The following is a 12,899-nucleotide window of genomic DNA, read 5'->3' on the forward strand; positions in this document are numbered from 1 at the left end:
TTATGGGGTCAGCACTGACGACACCAGCAGCTGCGTATAGGCGTGCTGCGGATCGTCGAGGATTTGGTCGGTGAGGCCGGCTTCCACCACCCGGCTGCGGTGCATGACCAGTAACCGGTGCGAGAGCAGGCGCGCCACGGCGAGGTCATGGGTGACGAGCACTACCGACAAGCCGAGCTGGCGTACCAGGGTGCGGATCATGTCGAGCAGGCGGGCTTGTACCGAGACGTCCAGCCCGCCGGTGGGCTCATCCATAAATACCAGTCTTGGCTGAGTGACCAGGGTGCGCGCGATCTGCAGACGCTGCTGCATGCCACCGGAGAAGGTCAGCGGTGCGTCGTCGATACGTTCTGGATCGAGCTCTACCTGGCTCATCCAGTCCTGGCCGGCGGCGCGTAGCTGACCGTAATGGCGCTGGCCCAAGGCCATCAGCCGTTCGCCGATATTGGCGCCGGCGGATACGCCCATGCGCAGGCCATCGCGTGGGTTTTGGTGGATCAAGCCCCACTCCAGACGTAGCAGCGCCCGGCGGCGTGCCTCGCTGATGGCATACACATCCAGGGTCTGGTTGTTCGCGGGGTGATAGGTCACGGCGCCAGTATTGGGGGCTTCCAGGCCGGCCAGTACCCGTAACAGCGTCGACTTGCCGGAGCCGGACTCGCCGACGATACCCAGCACCTCGCCGGTATGCAGGCGAAAATCAATCGCTTGGCAGCCTTTGTCCGGGCCATAGAGACGGCTAATGTCTTGCACGTCTAGTAGGGCGGGGCGTTCCAGGTCGGGCCTGGTGAGAGTGTAATGATTCATGCCACCTCCCCGCGGCGTGTCATACAGTGATCGGTATCGGAACACACGAACATGCGGTTGCCTGCATCGTCGGTGATGATTTCGTCGAGAAAGCTGTCCTCGCTGCCACACAAGGCGCAGCACGCATCCCAGGACTGGATCTCGAAGGGGTGATCCTCGAAATCCAGGCTTTCCACTCGGGTGTGGGGCGGAATGGCGTAGAGCCGCTTCTCGCGACCTGCACCGAACAGCATCAGCGCTTCGTTCATGTGCAGTTTGGGGTTGTCGAATTTAGGGATGGGCGAAGGATCCATCACGTAGCGATCGTCGACCTTGACCGGGTAGGCATAGGTGGTGGCGATGTGACCGTAGCGGGCGATATCCTCGTAGAGCTTGACGTGCATCACCCCGTATTCCTCCAGGGCGTGCATGAGACGAGTCTCCTGTTCGCTGGGTTCGATAAAGCGCAGCGGCTCGGGGATGGGTACCTGGAAGACCAGTATCTGGCCGTGGCCGAGCGAAGCTTCGGGAATGCGGTGGCGGGTCTGGATGACGCTCGCCGCGGTTGTCGAGGTGGTGGTCTCGACGCCTGCGACCCGTTGGAAGAAGTCGCGGATGCTGACCGCATTGGTGGTGTCGTCGGCGCCCTGGTCGATCACTTTGAGCACATCCTCACCACCCAGGATGCTAGCGGTGAGCTGGATGCCACCAGTGCCCCAGCCGTAGGGCATGGGCATCTCGCGGCCGCCGAAGGGCACTTGATAACCGGGAATCGCTACCGCCTTGAGCAAGGCGCGACGGATCATGCGTTTGGTTTGTTCGTCCAGGTAGGCGAAGTTGTAGCCGTTCACTGGGAATCCTCCTCGTCTGGCGCCGCTTGCTGGTCGGCCGCATGGGCACGTCGCAGCCGCCGCAATAGTTCCAGTTCGGATTGGAAATCGACGTAGTGCGGCAGTTTAAGGTGCGAAACGAAGCCCGATGCTTCCACGCTGTCGGCGTGGGCAAGCACGAACTCGGCTTGTTGGGCGGGGCTTGTGATCGGTTCGCCAAGTTCCTCGGCACGCAGAGCGCGATCGACCAGCGCCATGGCCATGGTCTTGCGCTCGTTGTGGCCAAAGGCCAGCCCATAGCCGCGGGTGAACTGGGGCGCAGCCTCGCGGGAGCCGCCGAACTGGTTGATCATCTGGCACTCGCTCAGCGGGATTTCGCCGATGCAGACGCGCTCGCCGAGTTCCTCGACGAAAATCTCGACCTCCACCTGACCCAGGCGGATCTCGCCGGCGAAGGGGTGGTTGCGCCCATAGCCGCGCTGTGTGGAGTAGGCCAGCGAGAGCAGGTAGCCTTCGTCGCCGCGGGCTAACATCTGCAGGCGCGTAGCGCGGTCGACGGGGTAATCCGGTGGGTCGCGGGTGATGTCGTAGGGCTCGCTACCGTCATCGTTTTCCTGTTCGATGAGTCCTTCGGCATCGAGCAGTTCGAGGATCTGCGGGCAGTGCTCTAGTGCTTGTTCGGCACGGGCTGGCGTGGGCACCTCGCCTTCGGCTAATTGCATAAAATCGAGTAGGCGGTGGGTGTAATCGTAGGTTGGGCCGAGGATCTGGCCGCCGGGGATGTCTTTGTAGGTGGCACTGACTCGGCGTTCGACGCGCATGGCGCTGGTATCGAGTGGTTCGCTCACGGCCAGGCGCGGCAGGGTGGTGCGGTAGGCGCGCAGCAGGAAGACCGCCTCAATGGTATCGCCACTGGCCTGTTTCAGAGCCAGCGCCGCGAGTTCAGGGTCGAACAGCGAGGCCTCGCTCATGACGCGGTCAACGGCCAGGCGTAGCTGTTGCTGAATTTGCGCGACCGATAGTTCAGCCAACTGACGATCGCCACGCCGACGGTCGGCGAGCGACTGATGGGCATTGGCAATCGCCCGTTCACCGCCTTTCACTGCGACATACATGAGCGATCCTCCTCTAGGTGCTTTGCAATTAGAGTGCTGCGCGGAATGGCCGTCAGCCGCGAGCCGCAGGCGAGCAGGGCATCGAGACCACGGGGAAACAGGGCACGATTGCGCGCCAGGCATGCCATCAACGCCTCGCCTCCGCCTACATCAAGCCAGCGCCGTTCGGGGATGCCGGGGCCGCTGAGCTGCCACGAGCCCTCATCCGTTAGGCGGTCGAGTGGGATTAGCAGGGTCGTGCTGCGGTCGGGATACTCGTCGCTGCCGGTAGCAAAGGCGATGTCTCCGGTCAGGGTAGCGGGCGTGACCAGGGCGAAATCGGCACCTGACGGCTCATCGGTCAGGCGGCAGCCGGTATGGAAGGCAAGTGCATCGCGCAACGCTTGGGTGTCGAGCTCGCGGGCGATCCACACCTGCGAATCGAGATCGCATAGGGTGAGCAGGGCGCCCCACAGGGCGTTGCCAATCGGGGCCTCTTCGGGCAGTGCGGCCACTTCCAGGTTGTGCAGCGTGCCGGGTTCCGACATCGCCTGGAGAAGTTGGCGGAACAGCCGTTGGCTGTCGTGTACGGGATCGGTCAGGCCGGGCCAGAGCATGCTTATTCCCCTCTTACCATGGTGAAGAAATCCACGCGGGTGGCGGCGGCGGTACGCGAAGCCTCGGCGTGACGGGCGGCGAGCTCCTCGGTGAGCGGGGCAATCAACTCGCTGTCGATTCGCTCGCGCAACGCTTCTTGCTGGGCACAGGCATCGATAAGCGCGATCAACTCGGCGTGGCGGTGGTCGCGACCACTTACCCAGCCATGGCCGAGCACATCGCCCAGCGCCTTCTCCTCTTCCAGCATCACGCTGGCGCGGGTCATGGTCATTTCTCCCAGGTTGAAGGCATTGCCGGTGGCACCCATGCGGCCGCGTATCATGGCCATGCCGGTTTCCGGGCCACGTACACGACGATGGGTGTGATCGATGCCGAGCGCGCTCCAGCGTGCTTCCAGTTGATCGCGGGGGGTCAGCGCCAATACCCGCTGACGTTGGGATCGAGTCATGGAGAAGCCTCGTCGTTGAAATCTAAGTCGTTGAAGTCGATGTGATAGGCGAGCCGGTCGGCCCGGGAGCGGCCGATCGAGATTTCCACCAACGTGCCGTCGGCATCGACGTTGTCGCTGGTGAGTTGCAGCAGCGGTGCATTGAGCGGGCAGTTGAGAAGGCGTGTATCGTCGCGGTTGGCGCTGTCGGCCTCGATGCGCACATGGCGACGGTGTAGCCGCAGGTCGTAGTGTTGCTTGAGTACTGCCCGGGTCGATCCGCCGCGGTAGCGGTGTGTCCAGTCCGGCAGGCGGCGATTGTCAAACCAGTGGCGCAGTAGCAGCACGGGCGAATCGTCTACTTGGCGCAGGGTGTCGACGCATAACAGCGGCTCGCCGGGGCGTCGGCCGAAACGCTGGGCGATGGCTTCAGGGGGCTCGCGTAGGCCCTGTTCCAGGCACTGGGTTTGGGTGGCGAGCCCCAGCTCGGCGAGGTTCTGGGTGACCTTGCTACCGGCGTTGACGGCGTAGTCGAGACGGCGATCGACAACCTGGGTGCCGCGCCCCTGATGGCGGGTCACCATGCCGGCGGCGACCAGTTCGTCCAGGGCCCGGCGAACGGTATGACGATTGACCTCAAAGCGCTTGGCTAGCACTACCTCGGTGGGCAGCAAGTCGCCGGGCTGGTAACTGGCGCGAACCTCCCGCGCCAGGGTATCGGCGAGGGTGCGGTAGCGCGGCGTCTGGGTAAGTTGTCTAGACATGTTTTCTCTTGAGAGTTTGAAAATTATCGAGAAGCGTGGAAAAGAGTGTGGAGAAGGCGCGCCGTCGGTATTTAGATAAAACGCTTGCGCAGGGTCTGTGACGCCATGTCCAGCGTCGTCACGGCGACGATGATCACCAGCATAATGGTGGCGGTTTCGGCGTACTGGAAACCGCGCATGGTTTCCCATAGCGATACCCCGATACCGCCGCCACCGACCATGCCTAGCACCGTTGCCGAACGAATATTCGATTCGAAGCGATAGAGGCTGACCGAGATCCAGAGCGGGAGAACCTGAGGAATCAGGCCGAAGATGATCTCCTCAATCCGGCCTGCGCCGGTCACCCGAATGCCCTCCATGGGGCCAGCCTCGGTGGCTTCGACGGCCTCGGAGAAAAGCTTGGCGAGCACCCCCGTGGTATGGATGAATAACGCCAGGGTGCCGGCAAACGGGCCAAGTCCCACCGCGACCACGAACAGCATGGCGAACACCAGTTCATTGATGGCGCGGCAAGCATCCATTAGGCGACGCATGGGCTGGTAGACCCACCAGGGCACCAGATTATCGGAGGACAGCAGGCTGCAAGGGATGGCTAGAACAACGGCCATCAGGGTGCCCCAAATAGCAATCTGGATGGTGACCAACATCTGGTCGATATAGTGCTCGAGATTGCCGAAAGCGGGGGGAAAGAAGTCGTTGGCTAGAGTGGCCATATTGCCAGCATTTTCAACCAACAAACTAGGCTGCAGCTCGGCGCCCTGCCAGGCCCAGCCCAGCACCAGTAGTACGGCGGCCCAGCCAAACAGGGTGATCCAGCGTCGCTTGGCGACGGGGTGGGCGAGCGTTGGCGTATGGGAATTCATAGCGGTTTCCTTAACAGGCCCTAACAGCGCCGGGATGCCCCGGCGCTTTGGCTAATAGCGCTGACAGGTGACTGACCATGTCAGCGCGCTCGTCACTTACTCGGCTTCAATCGCCTCAAGACGCTCGTTCAGTGCTTCAAGCTGGGCATCCAATTCGGCGAGCTGCTCTGTTTTGGCATCAGCATCCATATCGTCGTCGGCTTCGACTTGGGCGCGCTGCTTGAACAGTTCGAGCTGGCGGATTGGTAACAACTGGTCGTTGTCGGAAGGCTCGAACCCAGACCATTGAAGGGCGGCGAGTTTCTCCTGCTCCTCTTCGGTGTCGCCGTAGTTCATGAAGAACTCACGCATGGCCGACTTGCGCTCACCCGGCAGATTTTTGCGCCAGACTAGGGGGTCGGACGGAATCAGCGGCGATTTCCAGATCACTTTGAGTTGCTCGGCCTTTTCGGGTTGCGAAATCTCCAGGCGTGCCATGCTTTCGGTGTTGAAGGTGGCGACATCCACCTGACCGTTAGCCACCGACAGGGCATTGTTCTCATGGCTGGAGTTCATGGTGCGCTTGAAGGCAGAGCTGGCATCGACGCCATTCTTGGCGAAGATGTAGTAGCCTGGCACCAGGTAGCCGGAGGTGGAGTTAGGATCACCGTTGCCGAAAGTGAGCTCAGAGGCGTTTTCCAGGATCTCGTCGATACTGTCGTAGGGGCTGTCTTTGTGTACGATCATCAGGCTCCAGTAGCCTGGCTGGCCGTTGTCAGGAATGGTTTGGGCGAAAATCTCACCGCCGGCGCGATCCACTGCCTCCATGGCCGACTTGTTGCCATACCAAGCCAGGTCGATTTTATCGAAGCGCATCGCCTGGATGACGGCGGCATAGTCGGTGGCAAAGAACGGTTTGACCTCGACGCCCATGGCCTCGGACATGTCGTCGAGGAACGGTTCCCACAGTGGCGCTTGGTTCTGGCTCGACTCGGTGGAAATAACGCCGAAGTTGATGGTGTCGTCGGCCGCCAGGGCTTGCTGGCTGACCAGGCCGAGGCCGGCAATCAAAGGAAGGGCGAGACGGCTAAATAAACGTATCTTCATGTTGGGACTCCTGAATCGTGGATGGGTATGGTCGTATCGAGGGCCTGAGAGGCCGCCGCAGGGTTTAACCCGCGGCCGCGTGAAGCGTCGCGGGCTTAACGGGCGTGGTGGTTGGCTGGTAAAGCTCGTTAAGGCCCGCGTTGTCGTAAAGGGCTTGCAGGCGGGCATCGGTGAGCTCGGCGATCGGGCCGTCGTAGTAAAGGCGCCCCTGCTTGAGCGCGATCGCTCGTTGGCAATATCCACGGGCGTACTCGACTTGGTGCAGGGTAATGACGATGGTGCGGCCGTCCTCTTCATTGATGCGCTTGAGGATTTCCATGACTTCTTGCGCGCTGCGTGGGTCGAGCGAGGCAATTGGCTCGTCGGCGAGAATCAACTCGGCTTCTTGCACCAAAGCGCGAGCAATGGCGACTCGCTGCATCTGACCGCCTGAGAGGGTGTTGGCGCGCTGACCGGCGAGATCCTCAAGGCCTACGCGCTTGAGAGCACGCAGCGCCATGGCGCGTTCCACAGCCGAAAAACGGCCCAGCAAGGCCCGCCAACGTGGCATGCGTCCTAGGCGACCCACTAGCACGTTGGTCATGACACTGAGGCGTCCGGCTAGATTGAACTGCTGGAAGATGTAACCGGTGCGGCAGCGTTCGACACGGCTGGCGCTGACGAGCTTTCCTCCGCGCTGGATGTCACGTCCTAGCACATGGACACAGCAACGGTGGTGACGATTTGCGCGGGTGAGTCCGACCAGGTGTCGCATCAGGGTAGATTTGCCCGAGCCGGAGGGCCCAATGAGGGCAACTCGCTCACCTTGGCGAATCTCGAAGTCGACATCCTGCAAAACCGGGTGACGGTCGAACGTTTTGCTGAGCTGCTGTACCGCGATAGTAGTTAGCGACATAACGCCTCCTGTGTTCGTTAGGCGCTAGTATGGGGTCGCTGTATGAAGGGAAGTTGTCTAGACAATTTCGATTAGATGAAAAAATTGAGGGGCTTATATCACGTCAACGCGAGGGGAGGTTTTATGATCGATGAAAAACAAAGGGTTACTAAAAGTGATATATGTTTGTTATGTAAGTGAAACCTTGCTGACATCATCAGAGCAGGTCGACGCAGTAGCAGTCGGTAGTGTTAGGTTTTGTTTGAAGGTGCCGGGACACGGCACCTAATCTTCTCATTACTCACCGTCAGCCAGTTTATCTTGCGTGCGAAGCTCAAAGTCGCTGGCGTCGTGGCGTTCGTGCAACTGCTCATGGGGTTCACCCCAGGTGCGATTGACCATACGACCACGTTTGACGGCCGGACGCTCATCAATCTCTTCCGTCCAGCGCAGCACGTTCGTGTAGGTGTGTGCTTCCAGGAACTCGGCCGCTTCGTAGACCCGGTTTTTGACCAGCGCGCCGTACCAGGGGTGAATCGCCATGTCTGCGATAGTGTATTCATCGCCTGCCATAAAGCGGTTGTCGGCCAGATGCTTGTCGAGCACATCCAACTGGCGTTTTACTTCCATGGTGTAGCGGTCAATCGGGTACTGGTAGCTCTCTGGCGCATAGGCGTAAAAGTGGCCAAACCCACCGCCCAGCAGAGGCGCGCTGCCCATCTGCCAGAATAGCCATGATAGGCATTCGGTGCGTGCTGCCGGGTCGCTGGGCAGGAAAGCGTCAAACTTTTCAGCCAGGTAGAGCAGAATCGCGCCGGACTCGAACACCCGCTGGGGAGGCGTGGTGCTGTGATCCATCAGGGCGGGAATTTTGGAGTTGGGGTTAACCTCGACAAAACCACTGCTGAACTGGTCGCCCTCGCCAATCTGGATCAGATGCGCATCGTACTCGGCGGACTGTATGCCTTTTTCCAGTAGCTCTTCGAGCATCACTGTCACTTTTACCCCATTAGGGGTGGCCAGCGAGTAAAGCTGAAGTGGGTGCTTACCAATCGGCAAGGTTTTGTCGTGGGTCGCACCCGCCGTGGGGCGATTGATATTGGCAAATTTGCCGCCATTGCCGGGTTCCCATTTCCAAACACGGGGTGGGGTATAGGTATCGTCGCTCATCGTGCTCTCCTATCAATGCAAAGCCACCGCGTCACAGCGAGGCGGTGGCTAATGATTTGCCGATTATCGACCTTATACCAGCGTCAAGGTGACGTCGATATTGCCGCGAGTTGCATTAGAGTACGGGCATACCACGTGGGCTTTATCGACCAGCGATTGCGCGACATCTTTTTCAAGACCCGGCAAGCTGATTTTCAGCTCGACCTCGATACCAAAGCCGGTGGGAATGGCGCCAATGCCGACGTGGCCGTCAATCTGGGTATCGTCCGGAAGCTTAACCTTTTCTTGGCCGGCGACATGCTTGAGGGCGCCCAAAAAGCAGGCTGAGTACCCCGCCGCGAAAAGCTGCTCGGGGTTGGTGCCATCACCACCGGGGCCGCCGAGTTCCTTGGGTGTGCTCAGTTTGACGTCCAACGCGCCGTCTGACGACTTGGCATGACCCTCACGGCCGCCAGTGGCGGTGGCATGGGCACGGTAAGCAATTTGCTCAATCGACATCCTCAAAACTCCCTAAATGACTCGATGAATGGGGTTCATCCAACTTGTACATAACGTTGGTGTGGGTAACAAGTTAGTGCACCTTTAGTTTGCGCGCAAGCTAATTGGCGTCGCGTTTACCTTTGTGCCTTGAAAATAAGAGCATTACTGGGAGTGTTGAAGTTTATCGCGTAGTTCGACGAGGTCGTCTTTGAGCCGGGTTAGCGTTTCAATGGACTGCTCGCTGGCGTTAATCACACAGCTGGGAATGTGGCGCGCCTGTTCACGCATGGCACGGCCCCGGTCGGTTAGAAAGAGTTCTACTACCCGCTCATCCTGTTGGCTGCGCTGTCTGCGCAATAGCTGGTCAGCTTCCAGTCGTTTAAGGAGCGGGGTGACCGACCCTGGGTCAGTGAGTAACCGCTTACTCAGTGTGCTGACGGTAATGCCATCTTCCTGCCATAACACCAGCATGGCGAGGTATTGAGGGTAAGTAAGGCCCAACTCTTTGAGCAGCGGCTTATACACCTTGGTCATCATCAAGGAGGTAGAGTAAAGCGCGAAACAAAGCTGGTTATCGAGCTCCAGTTCGCTACAGGTCGAGGCGTCGGCCATGGAGGCTCCGTAACAAAATGCGTGTGCCTAATGTAGCGTGATCTACCAAGGAGTGACTAGCGGTCTATACCTTGGTCGTAATTTGAGTGTTTAGCTTTGACACCGTGTTGCCGGATGTCTAGCCTTTGCCTACTGAATGTTACCGGTAACAAAGCAAGGTTAGCCAATTGGCTGAGTAATGTTCCTTCGGTGGTGGTGCCTGGTGCTGTTCATCCACCATCAAACACCATTATCAACAACAAATATTCGTTTGGAGATAACGTCATGACCGCAATCTGGCGCAACACGCTTACCCTGGTTGGCGCAACCACCTTGACGATGGGCATGGCTCACGCCCAAAGCCCTGAACTTTCTGATCCGCCTGCGATTGATGGCGATGTCGTTGGCGACCACGGCACCCACACGCTTCGCATGGGCATCGGCTTGTCAGAGAACTCGCCGCAGTATATTTCCAGCCAATATTTCGGCGAAATTCTTGAAAAACGCACCGATGGGCGTATCACCGTCAATGTATTCCCCAACAGCCAGTTGGGCGACGACGTGCAGATGCTTGAAATGCTGCAAACCGGCACGCTGGATATGACCTACCCCTCCAGTTCGGCAGCGACTGGCTATGTTGAAGAACTGTCTGTGTTTGACCTGCCGTTTTTGCTGCCGAGCCGTGAAGCGGCAGTTGAAGTACTGCAAAGTGATGTGGCGCTTGATCTGTTGGAAGGCTTTGAGGGCACCGGACTGAAGCCGCTGGCTTTTTCCGAAAACGGCTATCGCCAGCTTTCCAACAGCGCTCGTCCGGTCGAGACACCCGAAGACGTCGCCGGTCTTGATGTGCGTGGCTTGAGTGTACGCACCATGGAAAACCCGGTGCACCTGGATATCTGGGAAGCCTTGGGCGCTAACCCCACGCCAATGGCATTCGGCGAGCTTTTCTCGGCAATGGAACAAGGCGTTGTTGATGGCCAGGAGAACCCTTGGAGCACCATTCTGACGTCGAACTTCCACGAAGTGCAGGATTACGGCACCGAAACGCGCCACGTGTACACACCGTTTATCATGATGCTTTCCGAACGTAGCTGGGACAGCATGGCGCCTGAGTATCAAGAGCTGGTGATGGAAGCCGCGCGTCAGTCGGCCGAGTATGAAATTCAGTTGTCGGCAGAGTACGACGAGTGGTCGCGTAAGCAGCTGGAAGAGCGGGGTATGCAAATCACCCGTCTGAATGATGAGCAGTTGGCAGCCTTCCAGGAAGCGGTTCAGCCGGTCTATGACGAATGGGCACCGCGTATTGGTGAAGAGCTAATCGAAGATATTCAAGCTATTGTTAATGACAGCACCGAATAACCCTCGCCTTCGCAGCGATCGGGCAGGCCTTTGGGCCTGCCCGAGTTGTCAGTATCCCCGGAGTTACCATGACGACTTCCCAGACGACCTCGCACACCGACCCCGTAATAGAAGATCCGTCGGTATATTTGGATGATCCCAACCGTAAGTTGTTGGAAATCGATACCGATACTCGCCAAGGCCCAGCGCTATTCCGCTGGCTTACCCTAGGCATGGAGTATCTCATCGGCGCTATCTTAGTCGCACTGATTGTGTCTGTTTCCTTCAATGTGGTGGGGCGTGCACTGTTCAATAATTCACTGCCCTGGGCGGATGAACTAGCGCGTATGCTGTTTGTCTGGCTGGTGTTTATCGGTGCCGCCGCGGCGTTTTCGCGCTACGAGCACATTGCCGTTGACGCCCTGGTACGGCGTTTGCCACTGCGCGTTGCGCATATGCTTTATTTTCTCCAGCACCTGATTATTACCGGCCTGATGGGGGTGATGATCTGGGGCGGTAGCCAAGTGCTGGCGCGTTCAAGCGGGCGTTCGGCAATTTTGGACGTGCCGCTTAGCTTTATCAGCCTTTCGTTAGTGCTGTGCGTCATTTTTATCGCGGCGGTGGCGGTTTGGCGGATGTGGGTCAGCCTCACCATTATTCGCAACCCTGAGCGGGAGCACTAATCATGCTATGGATTTTTCTGGCTATCTTAATGGCCTCCATCGTTATTGGGCTGCCGATTGCTTTCGGGCTAGGCGTGGCGGCGCTAGTGATGGCGGTACTCTCAGATATTCCGCTGTCGATCATGATCGAACAGTCTATTCGCGGGGTGAACAGCTTTCCGCTGCTGGCGATCCCGTTCTTTATCTTAGTCGGCGAAGTAATGAGCAACGGTGGTATCGCACGTCGTTTAATGGAACTGGCGGGCGCCTTGGTCGGCTTTATGCGCGGCGGGTTAGGGCAGGTAGCAATCACCGGCTCCATGTTCTTTGGCGGCATTAGTGGTTCGGCGGTTGCCGATACGGCAGCGACAGGGGCCATGATGATCCCCTCCATGAAACAGCAGGGCTACACCGCAGCCAATGCCACCGCTATTAATACCGTCTCGTCGGTGATCGGGATCATTATTCCGCCGTCGATTCCGCTGATTCTCTACGGCATCGTCACCGAAACTTCCATTAGCCGCCTGTTCATTGCCGGCATTGTGCCGGGCCTTTTGATTGGCTTTGCGCTGATGGTGACTACCTATATTCTTGCCAAAAAGCATGGCGGGGGCGTGCAAAAGTTCCGCTGGGATCGTCTTTGGAAAGCCTTTAAAGCTGCTTGGCTGGCGCTGGTGCTGCCGGTGATTGTGATTGGCGGCATTATCGGCGGTGTGTTTACCGCCACCGAAGCCGCTGTAGCGGCATTACTCTACTCGCTGGCCATTTCGCTGGTGGTCTACCGCGAATTCAAGCTCAAAGAGCTAGTCGGGATGCTGATTCGCACTGCACGTTTGACTGGCATGGTCATGATGCTATTAGCATTTGCGACGGTCATCGCCTGGTTCCTTACCATCAATATGGTACCGCAAACCTTGGTAAGCCAAGTACAGGCGATCACTCAAGACCCCTTCCTGCTGTTACTGATTGTGGCCTTTTTGCTGCTGTTGGTGGGCTTTGTGATGGATTTGACGCCGGCGATGGTCATCATGGCCCCGATGCTAGCCCCGATTGTAACGTCGGTGGGCGTGGACGAGGTCTACTTCGGCGTGCTGATGGCCTTTATTTTAGGCGTGGGCCTACTGACACCGCCTGTGGGCACTTGCCTTTACGTCGGTTGTGGGGTCGGCAAGGTATCAATGGAGTCATTGGTGCGCGCGATGTTGCCATATTACGCCGCATTGCTGGTGGTGTTGGTGATCTTAATTGCCTTCCCTGGCGTGGTAACCTGGTTACCTGACCTGACCGCCGTTAGCGGCAATTAATGAGGAGCGCTA

At 58.6% G+C, this 12,899-nt stretch carries 15 protein-coding genes; 3 read left to right on the plus strand and 12 right to left on the minus strand.

Annotation, left to right across the window (positions count from 1 at the left end; genetic code table 11):
* The 12 genes from phnK to BLR97_RS15990 form a co-directional block, all read right to left on the minus strand.
* Entirely contained in the window at positions 1 to 807 is an 807-nt protein-coding gene (gene phnK / locus BLR97_RS15935; protein WP_089707515.1) for a phosphonate C-P lyase system protein PhnK, read from the minus strand.
* Entirely contained in the window at positions 804 to 1,637 is an 834-nt protein-coding gene (locus tag BLR97_RS15940; protein WP_089707516.1) for an alpha-D-ribose 1-methylphosphonate 5-phosphate C-P-lyase PhnJ, read from the minus strand. The genes phnK and BLR97_RS15940 overlap by 4 nt, the downstream gene beginning before the upstream one ends.
* Positions 1,634 to 2,731, minus strand: a complete 1,098-nt coding sequence (locus tag BLR97_RS15945) for a carbon-phosphorus lyase complex subunit (protein WP_089707517.1) — start codon at positions 2,729 to 2,731, stop codon at positions 1,634 to 1,636. Before BLR97_RS15945 ends, BLR97_RS15940 begins: the two co-directional genes overlap by 4 nt.
* The gene (gene phnH, locus BLR97_RS15950; protein ID WP_244511336.1) at positions 2,716 to 3,327 is read right to left on the minus strand and encodes a phosphonate C-P lyase system protein PhnH; all 612 of its coding nucleotides are present in this window, start codon (positions 3,325 to 3,327) and stop codon (positions 2,716 to 2,718) included. The genes BLR97_RS15945 and phnH overlap by 16 nt, the downstream gene beginning before the upstream one ends.
* A 2-nt stretch (positions 3,328 to 3,329) precedes the next feature.
* Entirely contained in the window at positions 3,330 to 3,776 is a 447-nt protein-coding gene (phnG, locus tag BLR97_RS15955; RefSeq protein ID WP_089707519.1) for a phosphonate C-P lyase system protein PhnG, read from the minus strand.
* Positions 3,773 to 4,519 (minus strand): phosphonate metabolism transcriptional regulator PhnF, encoded by a 747-nt coding sequence (phnF, locus tag BLR97_RS15960; protein WP_089707520.1) that lies wholly within the window; start codon positions 4,517 to 4,519, stop codon positions 3,773 to 3,775. The genes phnG and phnF overlap by 4 nt, the downstream gene beginning before the upstream one ends.
* 71 nt (positions 4,520 to 4,590) lie before the next feature.
* Positions 4,591 to 5,382: a phosphonate ABC transporter, permease protein PhnE gene (gene phnE, locus BLR97_RS15965; RefSeq protein ID WP_089707521.1), complete on the minus strand. Its 792-nt coding sequence runs from the start codon at positions 5,380 to 5,382 to the stop codon at positions 4,591 to 4,593.
* A 96-nt stretch (positions 5,383 to 5,478) separates the two neighbouring features.
* Positions 5,479 to 6,468 carry a phosphonate ABC transporter substrate-binding protein gene (gene phnD / locus BLR97_RS15970; RefSeq protein ID WP_089707522.1) on the minus strand — a complete coding sequence of 330 codons (990 nt, stop codon included), beginning with the start codon at positions 6,466 to 6,468 and terminating at the stop codon, positions 5,479 to 5,481.
* A 64-nt stretch (positions 6,469 to 6,532) separates the two neighbouring features.
* Positions 6,533 to 7,363: a phosphonate ABC transporter ATP-binding protein gene (gene phnC, locus BLR97_RS15975; protein ID WP_089707523.1), complete on the minus strand. Its 831-nt coding sequence runs from the start codon at positions 7,361 to 7,363 to the stop codon at positions 6,533 to 6,535.
* 276 nt (positions 7,364 to 7,639) lie between these two features.
* Positions 7,640 to 8,512, minus strand: a complete 873-nt coding sequence (gene yghU / locus BLR97_RS15980; RefSeq protein WP_089707524.1) for a glutathione-dependent disulfide-bond oxidoreductase — start codon at positions 8,510 to 8,512, stop codon at positions 7,640 to 7,642.
* A 72-nt stretch (positions 8,513 to 8,584) separates the two neighbouring features.
* On the minus strand, positions 8,585 to 9,010 hold the full coding sequence (locus tag BLR97_RS15985; RefSeq protein ID WP_089707525.1) for an organic hydroperoxide resistance protein: 426 nt from the start codon (positions 9,008 to 9,010) through the stop codon (positions 8,585 to 8,587).
* A 144-nt stretch (positions 9,011 to 9,154) separates the two neighbouring features.
* Positions 9,155 to 9,604 (minus strand): MarR family winged helix-turn-helix transcriptional regulator, encoded by a 450-nt coding sequence (locus BLR97_RS15990; protein WP_089707526.1) that lies wholly within the window; start codon positions 9,602 to 9,604, stop codon positions 9,155 to 9,157.
* A 264-nt stretch (positions 9,605 to 9,868) separates the two neighbouring features.
* On the opposite strand from BLR97_RS15990, the gene BLR97_RS15995 reads away from it, so the two are divergent.
* From BLR97_RS15995 to BLR97_RS16005, 3 genes are all read left to right on the plus strand, one after another.
* Positions 9,869 to 10,942, plus strand: coding sequence for a TRAP transporter substrate-binding protein (locus tag BLR97_RS15995; protein WP_089707527.1), 1,074 nt, complete (start codon positions 9,869 to 9,871; stop codon positions 10,940 to 10,942).
* Between the two features lie 68 nt (positions 10,943 to 11,010).
* Entirely contained in the window at positions 11,011 to 11,604 is a 594-nt protein-coding gene (locus tag BLR97_RS16000; RefSeq protein WP_089707528.1) for a TRAP transporter small permease, read from the plus strand.
* Positions 11,605 to 11,606: 2 nt separating this feature from the next.
* Complete coding sequence (locus BLR97_RS16005; protein WP_089707529.1) at positions 11,607 to 12,887, plus strand: TRAP transporter large permease; 1,281 nt, start codon at positions 11,607 to 11,609, stop codon at positions 12,885 to 12,887.
* The last annotated feature ends 12 nt before the right edge of the window (positions 12,888 to 12,899 follow it).

Origin of the sequence: Vreelandella arcis, assembly GCF_900103865.1 — a bacterium.
Classification (GTDB): domain Bacteria; phylum Pseudomonadota; class Gammaproteobacteria; order Pseudomonadales; family Halomonadaceae; genus Vreelandella; species Vreelandella arcis.